We start from the raw sequence: 13763 nt of genomic DNA, 5'->3' as shown, positions 1-13763 counted from the left end.
GTTTCACGGCATCACTTCAGCGCGCTGAGCGCCGCGTCGTAGTTAGGCTCTTCGGCGATTTCCTTGACCAGCTCGCTGTGCAGCACGGTGTCGTTCTCGTCCAGCACGACGACGGCACGGGCGGTCAGGCCCTTGAGCGGACCATCGGCAATGGCCACGCCATAGTTCTGGATGAACTCGGCACCGCGCAGGGTCGACAGGCTCTGGACGTTGTCCAGGCCTTCGGCGCCGCAGAAACGTGCCTGGGCGAACGGCAGGTCGGCGGAGATGCACAGCACCACGGTGTTATCCAGCTCGTTGGCCTGGGCATTGAACTTGCGCACAGAGGTGGCGCAGGTCGGCGTGTCGACGCTTGGGAAAATATTCAGCACCTTGCGCTTGCCGGCGAAGCTCGCCAGGGTAACGTCGGACAGATTGCCGGCCACCAGGGAAAAGGCTGGCGCCTTGGAGCCGGCTTGGGGCAATTGGCCGTTGACTTGAACCGGGTTGCCTTTGAGCGTGACTTGAGCCATGAACGGATTCCTTCTGACAGGTTTGAAAGGTCGAGGCCGGAGTTAACCATGAAATGCCGCCATGACCTATGCCCGGACAGAAAAAGTCATGCTTCGGGCGCCGCTACTTGGCCTTGAGTTTCAGGAATGACTGGTGCATGTCATTCGCCCAGCCATCGATGACCGGTTTGACATCATCGACTTTCATCACCTGGGCGTCGTTGGCCAACGGCTTGCCCGTGCCTTTGCGCACCACCTGGGCGATCACGGCATTGCTGCCGCCGTCGAGAAACACCGCTTCGGTGCCCAGAGTGGTTTCCTGGTCACGAATACCACTGGCCGTGCTGACCGCCGCCGCCACCAGGGCAATCGGCACCACTTCATAAGGCTTCAGGCCTTGGGTCTTGCTGCCCACGGCAGTAATGGCCGCGCGCATCACCAACACCCCAGGGCCCGGGCTCTTGGCCAACGGCAGGGATCTTCCCGCTTCACGCATGAGCGCCTGGTCGTAGTAAGCCGTGATGCCGGACAAGGTGGCCTGAGGAATCCTGACGGTCGGCTGGGGCTTGGGATAAAGCTGCGTCGGCTCGATATAGATGCTGGTGTATTTGCTCGGGTCGATCGTGGGATCAATCCAGCGCATCACCTCGGCGCCCGACGGCGACTTGTCCTGCTTGAGCCGGCTGTAATCGCCCAGGAAACCGGAGTACTCGTCCGGCTGGGTGACTTGAGTGGAGCAACCCAACAAGGCGAGCGAGGCGATGCAGACGCTGCCAATCATTGACGCGAGTTTCATGCGGCCACTCCTGTCATCCACCCGGGACCGGGTTTGAGTTAAAGGTATAGACAATGCCTGGGGTTTTGCCTGTTTTATCGAAGGCGCCCGACGATGGGAGCAAACCTGCCCGCGACGCGCTCGGTCAGCCGGCATACCCGTGGACCGTGCCGACGCCTTCGCGGGCAAGCTCACTCCTACAGGCATTTGAGGTAGATGCCGATGGGGCCAGGGCTTATGTCTGAAACCAGTCCCGACGCTCATCCAGGGTATGGCGGATCAGCTCGACGAGCATTTGTATCTCTGCCGAGGCTTGGGCGTCGGCGTTGATGGCCATCCATACTTCGCGCTGCATCGGCGAGCCGAAGATGCCCGGCAAGGCCACCAGGCCGCGGTCGAAGCGGCTCATGTACTGCGGCACCAGGCCAATGCAGGCGCTGCATCGGATCATCTCCAGCATCAATTCATAGGATTGCACCTGCACCACGCCGGCCCGGCGCTGCTCCATCAGGCTGTTCCAGGGCGTGAAGCTGTCCACCTGCCGGTCCGCCAGCCATTGCACCAGCATGTAGTCGTTCAGATCCTCCAGGCGCTGCGGACGCGTCGCCGGCCGCGAATAGCGCTTGGCCATGTGTGGCACATAGTCCAGCCGCGCCAGGCGCTGCGCCGGCAACGTAGCGAAGCTGGGCCCCGGCATCGTCGCCTGGGTATCACTGAGCCACAGCACCAGGTCGGCACTGACGGCTTGCAGCGCCAGGTCGCTGTCCAGGGTGATGATCTGCAAGCGGACGCTGGCATTGCGTCGCAACAGCGAGATCAGGTCGCGCCCGAGGATGTCGTGCAGGATCGGTTCGGCCACCGCCAGGCGAATCAGCGGCTGGTCGTTCAGCGGCGGCGTCCCTTCCTGAGCCAGGGCAATCAAGCGTGCCTGCAATTGCCGGCCTTCGCGGCTGAGGGTCAGGGTGCTGCCCTGGTAACTGAACAGCGAGCGTTGCAGGCGCCCTTCCAGGTGCGCCAGTTGCTTGCGCAACCAAGTGGCCTTGACGTTGAGGCTGCGCGCCGCTTGCATGAAGCAGCCACATCGCGCACTGACCAAAAAACATTGCACCACCTGGGGCTCGATGTTCCCGGCCAAGGCAAGCCAGGGGTCAGGGGCACGCAACGGGGTGCGATAAGGGTGGATGACAGCCTGGCGTCCTGCTGGCTCGGTGAAGGTCATGGGTGACTCCCTGTCGGTTGTACGGATAAGCAGGTGCTACACAATCATTCATTTCTGGTTGAACGCGCCTCTGGCAAGAGGTAACACCCTTCGAGTCCAAGGCTAGCGGACCTCCTCCAGGACCTTGCTCAACTGCGCCCCGTCAATGCTCAAGGTCGCGGTGTCGAGCATGCCCTCCAGGTAGGCCTTGGCGATCTGTTCCTGGCGCTGGGCGCGCAGGGCCTGGGTCAACCGTTCGCGGACTTCCTCCAGGGTCGCGTCCCGGGCCGGCTGCTGCTCGGTGAGCTTGATCACATGGAACCCCGCCGCACTCTGCACCGGGTCGGAAACGGCGCCGACCTTCATCCGCGCCACCGTCTCGCGAACCGGTGGCACGAATTGCTGCAACGGCTGGTAGCCACTGTCGCCACCGCGCTCGGCACTGCCGCGCTCCTGGGAATAGCGGCTGGCCAGGGCGGCAAACTCGGCCGGCGACGCCTGGGCCTTCTTGCTCAACTCCAGCGCTTGTCGGCGCACCGCCTCCACCGTTTGCGGCTCGGTGGCGGCGAGGAATATCTGACTGACGCGGTACAGCGCCGGCGCGGTCCAGTTGGCTTTGCCGGCATTGTAGGCCTGCTTCAGCTCGTCTTCGCTGGGGTACCCGGCGGGCACCTGGCTGACCGATTGCAAGTAGTCGCGAAACACGATCTGCTCGGTCGCCGCCCGGGTCTGGCGCTCCACGTCCGGACGCTGTCGCCAGCCTTGCGCGTCGGCCTGCTCCAGCACGGCTTTTTCTGCCAGGCGCGCGCGGATCCAGCCTTCGAGCGCGGTGCGATTGCCGCGCATCTGCTGACGCACCTCGGGGGTCAGCGCTGCCAGCAGCGACTTGAGTTCGTCCGGGCTGACCTGCTGGTTGCCCAGCCGGGCCAGGCTCGGCGATTCGGACGAAACCACGCTGACGGCCTGCACCGCGGCCACCGGATCGCTGCCCGGCCGCATGCCCAGGACTACCGCCACGGCGACCAGGCCCAGGGTTGCGGCGCTGACGACAAAGGTCGGCTTGTTCACGATGCGACAGCCTCTTGCAGCGCAGCCTCGGCCGGCGACGCCGGGTCTTGCAGCCGCTCGGCGTTCTGGTTGTATTCGCGCAGGTAGACAATGAACTCCTGTAGCAGGCGGTCCCACAGTTCAAGCTGGCTGCGCAGGTGATCGACGCTCACGCCGGCCGCCACCACCACGTCCATTTCCATCACCAGGAACTCGCCCTGCACCGACAACCGGGCAAAGCGGCGCGAGGCGTTCCACAACTCCGCCAGCCCGGCCGGCAACTCACCCTGCACACGCAAGGCACAACTGAAGGTGAAATCCAGGTACTCGCCAGCGCTCGGTGTAGGGTTACCAAAACGCACGGCGTAACCGATGCCCTGGCTGGCGCTGAGCAGTTGCACGATGCCGTTCTGCTCGGTTTCGTTGACCCGGTAACCTGCCGCTTGCAACAGCTCGGTCAGGGATTGGACAGAAACCTGTTCAATCATTGCGCTCATGGTCGGTTCTTCCTTGTTCTGTGTCAGTGGGTGATCGAGGCCTGAGGCGCATCGAAACGGTTCTTGTAGAGATCATCGCCAAAGCCCTGGGCCAGTTCCTCGAAACGCACCCGGGTCTTGGCGGCGAATGGCTGGCGGATCTTCATCACGTCGGCCACGTCGATGGTTTCGTAGGCGTGGAGCAGCGTCTTGGCCACGTCGTACATCTGTTTATTCTTGACCGAACATTGCTGCACTTGTGTGTCACGTTCGGTCAATTGCGCCTCCAGGCGCGCGCGCTCGGCTTCCTTGCCACGGGCCAGGGTCAACAGCTCGTCGTAGGCTTTCTTGAACTTGCCGATCTGCTCGTTGCTGGCCGCGACCTGGGCCTGCGCCTGGCTTTGCAGGCTCTGCTGGTGCCCGGCCAGTTGCTCGTTCAGGGCCTGGGCCTTGCTCAGTTGCGCGGTCAGTTGCTTGATTTGCGCCTGCGCGTCCCGGGCTTGGGTCTCGGCGGCCTGGCGCGCGGCGCTGGCCTGGGCCTGTTCGCTTTGCAGGGCCTGCAATTGCGCCGTGGTGCTGCGCAGTTGCGCGCGCAAGCGTTCCTCCAGGCCTTCGCCGTGGGCACTGCCGTTGAGCAGCAGGCCCGCCAGCAGCAACGTCACCGGCACATGGTTCATGGCTCGCCTTTTCATGAGGCCTCCCTGCGCTTAGAAGCGCGTGTTGATTTCAAGCTGCAAGACATCGATGTCGTACGGCGCGCCGTACACCGCTTCGGAACTCAACCAGCGGCCGGTGGCGAAGACGTTGCTCGCCAGGCCGTAGTTGCCGCCCAGGAAATAACCCTTGGCGTTGGTGCCGCCCAAGTGGAACGACGAATCGTTGAAGCCGTCCGGCAAGGCATCCGGCTGGATGTACTTGTAGCCGGCGAACAGGTTCCAATCGCCCTGGCGCTTGAGCTCCAGCGAATTGCCCAGGGTGAACTGCAGCATCCAGGCGTTGGCGCCGCTCTGCACTTCGCCGTCGCTGTCCAGGTTGTTGGCGAACTGCCCTGCCGAGCGTTTGCGCATCTCGCCTTCGTCGTAGCCCAGGTTGTGGACGTAGTGGGCCTGGCTGCGCAGCTTCAGGTCGGCGGGCAGGTCGGCGTCCCAGGCGAAATTCAGGTCCAGCAGGTTGAATTCCGAGGCCAGGCCGACGAACTGCGGTTGTGGCGTGGTGGCCGGGTTGAGGGGGTTGGGCGTGATGTCCCGCAGCAGGAACACGGTGTTGCCCTTCTGCATGAACGCCACGCGCGAGCCGTCGCTGTCGCAGCCAGGGTCGCCGGCCCACGGCTGGCAAGGCGAGGAGCGCTGGCCTTCGATGTCGTCGAAGCGGTAGTAGGCCATGGCGGCCTTGATCCGGTTGCTGTCGTTGATGGCCCAGTTGGCCCCCAGTTGCGCACCGTACAGCCACTTGTTGTCGCTCTCCTCCTTGTCCGAACCGTTGCTGGTACTGGTGTCGTTGGTGTACTCCACCGGGAACGCGCCGACGGTGCCGAACAGCCCCCAATCCTGGTTGAGCTTGCGATTGAAAATCGCCGCCACGCCATCGAAGTTCAGGTCGCCGGAGTACAGCAGGTCGGTGGAGAAAAACGGGTTGGCGAAACGCCCGCCGGTCACGGTCAGCTCATCCGAGGGCTTCCAGGTCAGGTAGCCCTGGTCGAGCCAGATGTCTTTCTTGCCGAAACCACCGCCCAGGGTCTGGGTGGTGGACACCGGGTTGTTGTCCGAACCGGTGCCGATGCGGATGCCAGCGGTCCACTCCGGGGCGATCACCGCCTTCATGCCCAGGCGCGCCCGCAGGCGGAACAGGTTTTCCCGGTCTTCGCGGGTGTTGAGCAGCGGCGGCAGACCCGTGCTGCTGTTGGGGTTGACGTCGTACGGCCCCCTGTCGTTGAGCCGGGCGAAGTCGACGATCTGGTTGCTGTTGGTGCCTGAGTAGTAGCGCGACTCATCCCGCAGGCGAATGTCGCCATCGAAACTGATCCGCGAAACCCAGTCCGGAAAGGTGTTGGGCTGGGCCCAGTTTTCCTGTTTGGCGGTGGCCATGACTTCAGCCTTGACCTGGTCGCGGATCTGATCACGCACGATGTTCGGCACGTACTGCACCCGTACGTCCCCCGGCGCACCGGCCGGCGCCGCAGCCACCGCCGTGGCGGCCTGGCGCGCCTGCACCGCTTCGCGCTCGGCCTGGGCGATCAGGCCGTCGGCCTGGTCCTGCTTGAGCACGCCCTGCTGCACCAGCAGGCGGATCAGATTGATCGTGGCGTTCTCCGAGGGCGCCGGGGCGCAGACCCCGTGCCCGGCCAGGCTCAAGACCACCAGCCCAACCGCCCACGACAATCGATTCACATTGGAAATCATCTGCACACAACTCCTGTTGGCGAACTTTGAAATAGTCGATTAACCCGGACGCCGTCCCTGCAGGGACAGGCGTACCGGCAACGTCAGGGAAGCCGGCGGCCGCTCACTCAAATGCGGGGCGGCCCGCAGCGCAGAGATCACCTGGTTGTCCACTTGCGCATTGCCGCTGGACTTGACCAGTTCGACCCGGGTGATCTCGCCCACGGCGCTGAGCCAGACGTCGGCCTGCAGCGAGAACGCCAGGCTGCGCAGCTCGGGGTTCTCCCGCAGCAAGCGCTGGAAGGTGAAGGCCAGGAACTGGCTGTAGGTGCCATTGCCCAGCCGGCCACCGCCCGCGCCTGCCATGCCGCCCCCCTTGCCCGCGCCGATGTTGAAGGCGTCGTTGCCGGACTGGGCGTCGCCGTCCATCTGCATCGGGTTCGTCAGGTCATCCACTGGCGAGGGCGGCGCTTCTTCCTCGGGCTTGACCTCTTCGGGTTCCGGGGTCGGTTCGGGCTCGACCACCTTTTCCTCGACCTTGGGCTCCGGTTCCTTGGGTTTTTCCGGAGGGGGTGGCGGCGGTGGTGGCAGCGGGATGATGGTCGGCACCTTTGGTGCTTCACGGCGCACACCGCTCATGTCGTTGGCCCACTGCCACAGCAGCCAGGCGGCCACGCCAGCCAGCAGCAGGCCCGCGGCCCACTTGAGCAGGCGCAGCGGCGAGCGCTTCACCGGGGGCGGGTTGATGGGAAGTTTCGCGGTCATGGTCAGCCCTGGTTCGGTTTGCCGGTCACGAGGCCGACCTGGGACAGTTCCAGCCGCCGCAACAGGTCGAGCACTTCGATGACTTTCTGGTACTGCACCGTGGCGTCACCGCGCACGATGATCGGAAAGTCCGGGTTCTGGGCCTTCTCGATGCGTAAGCGCTCTTCCAGCTCGGCCAGCGTCACCGGGTAGGCGTCGAGGAACACCTGGCCGCCGTCATTCACCGAAATCGCCTTGGTCTTGGCCTCGGACAACGACACCGAGGCGCTGGCCTTCGGCAGGTTGATCTGGATGCCCGACACCTGCGCCGTGGCGGTCAGGATGAACATCACCAGCACCACCATGAGCACGTCCACCAGCGGCGTGATGTTGATGCTGTCCACTGCCGCGTCATCGTCGTCATCGTGTGAAGCATTTACGCTAGCCATCTCGATCCCCTCAGGCCGGTACGAACGATTGGGCGTGATGGTCGCGGCGATGGGCCGACTCACCGGCCTGGCCTTCACCATGCATTTCCGCCAGGCGGGTGATGAACTCGTCGACGAACACCCGCATGTCGGCGCTGACTTCCTTGTTGCGGGTGATCAGGCGGTTGTAGCCAAACAGCGCGGGGATCGCGACGAACAGGCCCATGGCGGTGGCGAGCAACGCGGCGGCCATGCCCGGGGCGATGGCGTTGATGTTCACGTCACCGGCCATCGCCGTGCCGAGGAACACCACCATGATCCCCAGCACGGTGCCGAGCAGGCCGATGTAGGGGCCGCCGGCGATGGCGTTGGACAGGGTCGAGAGCTTCGAACTCAGCAGTTGGTTTTCCCGGGTCCGCACGCCGTCCATGGAGCAACGGATCGCCTCGATGGTGGCGGCCGACACCGACGAGGTATCGGCGCCCTGCTCGCGCCGGGTGCGGATCTCCTTGACGGCCACCAGGTACAGGCGCCACAGCGAGGAATGCTGCAGGCGCTGGGCGAGGTCCTGGTCGTCGGCGAACATTTCCAGGCGCGTGCCGATCCTGGCGAACTGCTCGCGAAAGGCCTGGTTGGCCGCGCTGAGACGGCTGACCATGCGGTTTTTGCGGATCATGATGATCCACGACTGGAACATCATCAGCACCAGCACCGCGATGATCACCCAGGCGTCCAGCGGCACGGCGTTCAACAGGAACCCCAGGCTGCCGAAACCGAAACCGGACTGCTCTTCATCGACGCCGTAGGCCACCAGTTTCGATTCGGCGCCCTGGGCGTTCGCATCGGCCAGCAGCAGCGGTGCCGGACGAGCGACCTTGGAAAGGCGTGCTTCGTCCATGGCGCCGCTGAACGGTGCGAACGCACCGGCCGTGACGTCGGCGCCCAGCGCAATCGGCGAATTGAATGCCGGCATCGCCACGGCGAGGCTCGCGCTCTCGCGGCCGTTGACGTACAGCACCACCCGGTCACCCGAGGCAGTCAAGGCCAGGTGTTGCCATTGGCCGGGGTTCAGCGGCTGGGTCGAGACCGCCCGCTGGCCATCGATCGCCACGAACGGCACGCCCTGGTTCACCCCCACCAGCAGGCTGGCGGCGCCTTCATGGCGGGCCAGGACGATCTGCTCGCCGCCGGCCTGGTCCTGGCGCAGCCAGGTGCTGAACGTGAATGCCGCGCCGGCATTGTGTTGCAGCGAGGGGCTGGCGGGCAGCAGCAGCGGCTGGCCGCTGAACTGCAAGGCACGACCGATCACGCCATCGATGCTGGTGCCCGTTGCGCCCTGGGCATTGTTGCCGTAGGCGGTGGTGTCACGGGGCGGCACGCCGGTGGCGCCGTCGAAGTGGTACAGCGCGGTGTAGTCCGGGTCGAACGTCAACTGGCCGCTGCCGGTGGCCGGCGCTTTCTGGTTGCCGTAGTACATCCACAGGTCCTGGCGTTGACCGCCCTCCACGCTCGGCACATCGACCCAGATCAGCGCCATGCCCATCAACGGGTCGAAGCTTTCGATCTGGTGGTTGAGCACGGTCTTGTCGTCGGCACTGACGAAACGCAGGTCCGAGCCATCGTCCTTGACGCCGTCGAAGGTGAAGTTGCCGGTGTGCAGGCGCACCAGCAGCGCCGTGCGACCCAGGGCCTGGGCGATGGCGGCGCCCTGGGGCGTGGTGTCCACGGAAATCTGTTTGCGGTAGTGCCAATCGTCCTGCCACCAGGCATTGGCGGTCGCCGGAAGCACCAGCCCCAGGCAGATAAACACGGATAACAATAAGCGTTGCATGGACATGACTCCTGGGTTCAAAACGTCGCTTGCAGGTTGAAATGCAGGCGCGATTCCTGTTTCGAGGTGTTCGGCCCGTCGAGCAGCGGAAAGCCCCAATCGAGGCTGCCGGACAGCCATTTGCTCAGGCTCGCCCGAGTGCCGAGGCCAACGCTGGCAAGGGCGTAGTCGGCGTCCTGGTCGGGCAGCTCGTCACGCAGGTACAACTGCGCGCCCTCGGCGAAGGCGTAGAAGCGCCACTCCTGGACATAGCTGCCGAGGAACTTGGCCAGGGACGGTGTGCGCAGCTCCTGGGACAACAGGTAGCCATCGTCGCCGGTGCGTTCGGCCGCCAGGTAACCGCGTATGGATGTGGCGCCGCCGGCAGAGAATTGCTCGTTCGAGACCAGCGGCCCGGAAGCCAATTGGAATGCCGCTTTGGATGCGCTCTGCCAGTCGTTGCCGAAGGTGAAGGTGTAGTTGCCGTCGCCCTTGAGCACGGCAAAGCTGGGGCTGGCGCGGTAGCGCTTGTAGTCGAAGTCTTCGTCGGAACTGCCGTAGCCCAGCAAGCTGCGCGTACCCGCCACCAGGCTCAGGCCCAGGCCCAACTGGCTGCTTTCGGTGTAGCGCAGGCCGTTATAGGCGAAGGTAAAAGGCGCGTACTTGAGCGGTGCCTTGTCGCTGGAGCCACCCAGGCTCAGCTCTTCATCGAAGTCCTTGAAATCCACGCCAACGGAGAACGTGTTGGCCCAGGTTGGACTCGACGGGAGGCTGTAGATCGCCGAAACGCCATAGGAGTGGCCCTTGCCCAGCACGTTGCTGCCGCCGACGGTCGCCACGTTGCTGTCGGACTGGTAGCCAGAGAACTGCACGCTCCAGCGATCGTCCAACGGCGCCGTGTAGGAGCCCGACCAGACCTTGGCGTTTGCGGTGTCCTGAGGGGCGGTGAAGAAGGTCAGCGAAACGCTGTGGCCCAGTTGCCAGAGGTTGTTGTAGCCGAGGCTGGCGACGGTGCGCAGTTTTTCCGTGTCGGCGCTGTAATCGTTGTTCAGCCCGAGGCTGGCTTGCCAAGGGTTCTGGTCTTCGACCTGCAAGTCCACGTCCATGGTGCCGGGCCGCTGGCCTTCGCGCACCAGCGGCATCACCTGACGCCCCGGGGTCTTGTTCAAGCGCGCCAGTTCTGCCTGGACCTGGGCGAAATCGGGCACCTCGCCCTCCTTCAGGGCCGGCACGTCGTCACGGATTTCCACCGGCGAATAATGCTTGGCCCCCACCACTCGCACGCGACCGACCTTGGTTTCGCTGACTTGCAGATAGACGATGCCGTCTTCGACCTTCTGCTCGGGCAGTTCGACGAACACCGATTGATAGCCGCGCGCCTGATAGACCTTTTGCAAGGCGTCGCGAGCCCCTTCGATGTCGCTCAAGGCCTTTTGCGGGCCGAGGAAAGGGTATACCGCTTCCTCGATAGCCCGGGCATCGAGCACGGTGTTGCCACGCACGAAGTATTCGTTCACGTCCACCCGCCGCGCAGCAGCCGCCTCGGCCTCCTGCCCGCCTTCGGCCGCGAATGCCGACGGCCCGCCGACCGCCAGTAGCAACCAGCCCCACACCGCCGGCCGCGCTTTGAAAAAATGCTCCACACCACCCCCTGAATTCAAGATACGGCTCAATTGCTGGCAGTCGATGTCGTGGCGTGCCGGGCCAGCCAGGTGTGCAGCAGCGCAAAGTTCAAGGAGAACTCGGGCATTTGCAGCAAGGCGCCACAGAACACTTCACCGATGATTTTCTCGATGAGCCTCACCGCCCGCGCATCGCCCAGCAGCGTGGCGAGGTCTTTGCTCAAGACGTTGAAACTCCAGACCTTCTGGTTCAGGTCGAGGCCGACGAACCAGCGGAACAGCAGGTTGTAATTGAGTTGTTCGTAGAGTTGCTGCTCGCTGGGCACCGAATAGAGCAGTTGCAGCAAGAGGATGTGCATGGCGGTCTGCGGCGCGATGAGCATCTCGGCATCGGCGTTGAGGCCCTGCAACACGTCGCGATGGTCGTCGAGCAGGTCGTCGATCTGCGGACGCAGCAGGACCAGCGAATGACCCTGCGGAATGTAGCTGGACACTTCCTTGAGCGCGCCCTGCCAGTCATCCTGGGAAACGATCCAGACCCACGGCGCGCCGTAGCGGTACACCGAAACCGGCTGCTTGCGCGCCGCCTCGACGATTTTCGACAGCCGCTGGTCAAGCTCCTGCATGCCCACTTTCGAATAACGTTCCATAGTCCCCATCGCCCTCACTCCCGGCTTCGCGCCCCGGCTCCAAACGACCCCAAAGGGGCCCCTCGAACACGTCACACAGGCATGACGGGAATGGCGATGTGCTACCGAACTTTTGTCATGAAAGCTTCATTCTTTGGCAAATGGAGGGGGTGTGGTGGGTGACTGAGCAGGTGCTTGAAAGCGGTTCTCGGGTGCTCACACCTAAGCAACGCCAGGCGCAGGTTTTGTGAGCATCCCCTACTTATTTGTGGGAGCGGGCTTGCCCGCGAAAGCGGTCTGTCTGGGCCGGTGATGCTGGCTGGGCTGGCCCCTTCGCGGGCAAGCCCGCTCCCACAGGGGGCTTTGGCTGGCGCAGGTTTTGTGGAGATCCTGCTCGCGATTCAGTGGATCCCTCGTCTATTGATGTTGGACTTGCACCATCGAGTTCACCTGCACTCGGGCCTGCATGTGTTCCGCCCCGCCACCGCGACGCATGCCGCGTACAGGGCAGGCGTCGAGGTAGTCCAGGCCGACGGCCAGTTTCAGGTGACGGTCGGGGCGGGTCAGGCGGTTGGTGATGTCGAAGCTGTACCAGCCATCGTCCAGCCAGGCCTCGGCCCAGGCATGGCTGGCCAGGTGATGTTCATCGTCGGTGCACAGGTAGCCCGAGACATAGCGCGCCGGAATTCCCAGGCTGCGGGCGCAGGCCAGGAATGCATGGGTATGGTCCTGGCACACCCCCGCGCCACCGGCGAAGGCTTCCGCCGCCGTACTGTTCACCGCCGTGGTGCCGAGGCTGTAGGGCATTCGCGTGACCAGCCCGTCCATCAAGTCGGCCAGCGCCGCACGGTCGCGGCGCCCGGCACATTGCTCAAGGGCGAACGCACTGAGGGCCTCGTCGGCGAGCGTCAGCCGGCTGGTACGCAGGTACGGCAGCGGTGACTGGTCATCGGGTTCCTTTTCCACCGACTGATCGATTTCCACCTCGCCATAAGCGCTCAGCACCAGCGCGCCGTGGGGTTCGTCCATGGTCATCACGTGCAGGATGTTGCCGTACGGGTCGAGCTGGCTGCGCACCAGGCGCGGCAGTTCCAGGTGCCACTCCAGGATGCGCTGGCGCGGGGTGTCCCGGGGCGTCAGGCGCAGGAACTGGATGCTGGTGCAGACTTCATCGGCATAACGGTAAGTGGTGTCGTGGCGTATGGACAGTTTCATACGACCTCCAGGTAAGACTCATGAACGGTCTGGCCCAGGTGGCGCACCTGGCCAATAAGGTCGGTCAGCCATTGATGCAGGCCCGATGCGAGGATCTCGTCGATTCCCGAATAGCGCAGGCGCGCATGCAACTCCGCCGCCAGACGCTGGGCTGGCCGGCCGTTGTGGCCCGGCAGGCTGGCGAGGATCTGGTCCAGTTCCTCGATGCAGGCCAGCAACGAACGCGGGACATCGGCACGCAGCAGCAACATCTCCGATACCTGCTCGGCATTGGGCGCATTACGGTAGATCTCGTTGAACGCCTCGAACGACGACAACGCCCGCAGCAAGGCGCTCCACTGGTAGTAACCACGGGCCGAATTGTCGCTGACCTCCTCCGACTCCTCGCCGAACATTTCGTAGCGTGCATCCAGCAGGCGCAAGGTGTTGTCCGCCCGCTCGATAAAGGTGCCGAGACGAATGAAGCTGTAGGCGTCGTTGCGCATGATGGTGCCCGACGTCGCGCCGCGGAACAGGTGCGAGCGCTCCTTGACCCACTCGCAGAAATGGCTGATGCCGTAGCGGCCCAGGCCGTTGCTGGCGATGTTGCGCATTTCCAGCCAGGTGGCGTTGATGTTCTCCCACATGTCGGCGGTGATTCGTCCGCGCACCGCGTGGGCATTGGTCCGTGCGGCCCGCAGGCAACTGTAGATGCTGCCGGGATTGGTTTCGTCCAGGGCGAAGAAATGCAGCATGTGCTCGCTGTTGAGGGCGTCATAGCGCGCGTTGTAATCGTCCAGGGTGCCGGCGGCCAACAACGACATGGCCAGCTCGGCGTGCCCGTCGCCGCGCCCGGCCTGAGGCATCAGCGACAGCGAATAACTGACTTCGAGCATGCGCGCCAGGTTCTCGGCGCGCTCCAGGTAACGGGACATCCAGTAGAGGTCCGAAGCGGTTCTTGAAAGCATGTC

The 13763-nt window shown here is 64.1% G+C and carries 14 protein-coding genes; all 14 read right to left on the bottom strand.

Annotated features, from left to right (window positions below; genetic code table 11):
* Positions 1-11 precede the first annotated feature (11 nt).
* Positions 12-512: a peroxidase gene (tpx, locus tag VM99_18815; GenBank protein AKK00027.1), complete on the bottom strand. Its 501-nt coding sequence runs from the start codon at positions 510-512 to the stop codon at positions 12-14.
* Between the two features lie 103 nt (positions 513-615).
* Positions 616-1287 (bottom strand): lipoprotein, encoded by a 672-nt coding sequence (locus VM99_18810; protein ID AKK00026.1) that lies wholly within the window; start codon positions 1285-1287, stop codon positions 616-618.
* Positions 1288-1501: 214 nt separating this feature from the next.
* Positions 1502-2485 carry a LysR family transcriptional regulator gene (locus VM99_18805; protein AKK00025.1) on the bottom strand — a complete coding sequence of 328 codons (984 nt, stop codon included), beginning with the start codon at positions 2483-2485 and terminating at the stop codon, positions 1502-1504.
* Positions 2486-2587: 102 nt separating this feature from the next.
* Entirely contained in the window at positions 2588-3532 is a 945-nt protein-coding gene (locus tag VM99_18800) for a peptidylprolyl isomerase (protein ID AKK00024.1), read from the bottom strand.
* Complete coding sequence (locus VM99_18795; protein AKK00023.1) at positions 3529-4008, bottom strand: hypothetical protein; 480 nt, start codon at positions 4006-4008, stop codon at positions 3529-3531. Before VM99_18795 ends, VM99_18800 begins: the two co-directional genes overlap by 4 nt.
* A gap of 23 nt (positions 4009-4031) precedes the next feature.
* Positions 4032-4679, bottom strand: coding sequence for a DNA repair protein (locus VM99_18790; GenBank protein AKK00022.1), 648 nt, complete (start codon positions 4677-4679; stop codon positions 4032-4034).
* A 15-nt stretch (positions 4680-4694) separates the two neighbouring features.
* Complete coding sequence (locus VM99_18785; protein ID AKK00021.1) at positions 4695-6386, bottom strand: membrane protein; 1692 nt, start codon at positions 6384-6386, stop codon at positions 4695-4697.
* Positions 6387-6425: 39 nt separating this feature from the next.
* A complete protein-coding gene (locus VM99_18780; protein AKK00020.1) occupies positions 6426-7130 on the bottom strand; it encodes an energy transducer TonB in 705 nt (234 codons plus the stop codon).
* A gap of 2 nt (positions 7131-7132) precedes the next feature.
* Positions 7133-7558 (bottom strand): biopolymer transporter ExbD, encoded by a 426-nt coding sequence (locus VM99_18775; protein AKK00019.1) that lies wholly within the window; start codon positions 7556-7558, stop codon positions 7133-7135.
* Between the two features lie 10 nt (positions 7559-7568).
* Positions 7569-9368 carry a biopolymer transporter ExbB gene (locus VM99_18770; GenBank protein ID AKK00018.1) on the bottom strand — a complete coding sequence of 600 codons (1800 nt, stop codon included), beginning with the start codon at positions 9366-9368 and terminating at the stop codon, positions 7569-7571.
* Positions 9369-9385: 17 nt separating this feature from the next.
* Positions 9386-10990 carry a membrane protein gene (locus VM99_18765; protein ID AKK00017.1) on the bottom strand — a complete coding sequence of 535 codons (1605 nt, stop codon included), beginning with the start codon at positions 10988-10990 and terminating at the stop codon, positions 9386-9388.
* A gap of 26 nt (positions 10991-11016) precedes the next feature.
* Positions 11017-11619 carry a prevent-host-death protein gene (locus VM99_18760; GenBank protein AKK00016.1) on the bottom strand — a complete coding sequence of 201 codons (603 nt, stop codon included), beginning with the start codon at positions 11617-11619 and terminating at the stop codon, positions 11017-11019.
* Positions 11620-12015: 396 nt separating this feature from the next.
* A complete protein-coding gene (locus tag VM99_18755) occupies positions 12016-12813 on the bottom strand; it encodes a transglutaminase (protein ID AKK00015.1) in 798 nt (265 codons plus the stop codon).
* A complete protein-coding gene (locus VM99_18750; GenBank protein AKK00014.1) occupies positions 12810-13760 on the bottom strand; it encodes a hypothetical protein in 951 nt (316 codons plus the stop codon). The genes VM99_18755 and VM99_18750 overlap by 4 nt, the downstream gene beginning before the upstream one ends.
* Between the last annotated feature and the right edge of the window lie 3 nt (positions 13761-13763).

Source organism: Pseudomonas chlororaphis, assembly GCA_001023535.1.
Lineage (GTDB): Bacteria > Pseudomonadota > Gammaproteobacteria > Pseudomonadales > Pseudomonadaceae > Aquipseudomonas > Aquipseudomonas chlororaphis_E.
This window is presented reverse-complemented; position numbering and strand designations above follow the sequence as displayed.

What these genes read in the sequence shown, in the direction of transcription:
- tpx (AKK00027.1), bottom strand. Translation starts at nt 512, where the DNA reads ATGGCTCAAGTCACGCTCAAAGGCAACCCGGTTCAAGTCAACGGCCAA.
- VM99_18810 (AKK00026.1), bottom strand. Translation starts at nt 1,287, where the DNA reads ATGAAACTCGCGTCAATGATTGGCAGCGTCTGCATCGCCTCGCTCGCC.
- VM99_18805 (AKK00025.1), bottom strand. Translation starts at nt 2,485, where the DNA reads ATGACCTTCACCGAGCCAGCAGGACGCCAGGCTGTCATCCACCCTTAT.
- VM99_18795 (AKK00023.1), bottom strand. Translation starts at nt 4,008, where the DNA reads ATGAGCGCAATGATTGAACAGGTTTCTGTCCAATCCCTGACCGAGCTG.
- VM99_18790 (AKK00022.1), bottom strand. Translation starts at nt 4,679, where the DNA reads ATGAAAAGGCGAGCCATGAACCATGTGCCGGTGACGTTGCTGCTGGCG.
- VM99_18785 (AKK00021.1), bottom strand. Translation starts at nt 6,386, where the DNA reads ATGATTTCCAATGTGAATCGATTGTCGTGGGCGGTTGGGCTGGTGGTC.
- VM99_18780 (AKK00020.1), bottom strand. Translation starts at nt 7,130, where the DNA reads ATGACCGCGAAACTTCCCATCAACCCGCCCCCGGTGAAGCGCTCGCCG.
- VM99_18775 (AKK00019.1), bottom strand. Translation starts at nt 7,558, where the DNA reads ATGGCTAGCGTAAATGCTTCACACGATGACGACGATGACGCGGCAGTG.
- VM99_18770 (AKK00018.1), bottom strand. Translation starts at nt 9,368, where the DNA reads ATGCAACGCTTATTGTTATCCGTGTTTATCTGCCTGGGGCTGGTGCTT.
- VM99_18760 (AKK00016.1), bottom strand. Translation starts at nt 11,619, where the DNA reads ATGGAACGTTATTCGAAAGTGGGCATGCAGGAGCTTGACCAGCGGCTG.
- VM99_18755 (AKK00015.1), bottom strand. Translation starts at nt 12,813, where the DNA reads ATGAAACTGTCCATACGCCACGACACCACTTACCGTTATGCCGATGAA.
- VM99_18750 (AKK00014.1), bottom strand. Translation starts at nt 13,760, where the DNA reads ATGCTTTCAAGAACCGCTTCGGACCTCTACTGGATGTCCCGTTACCTG.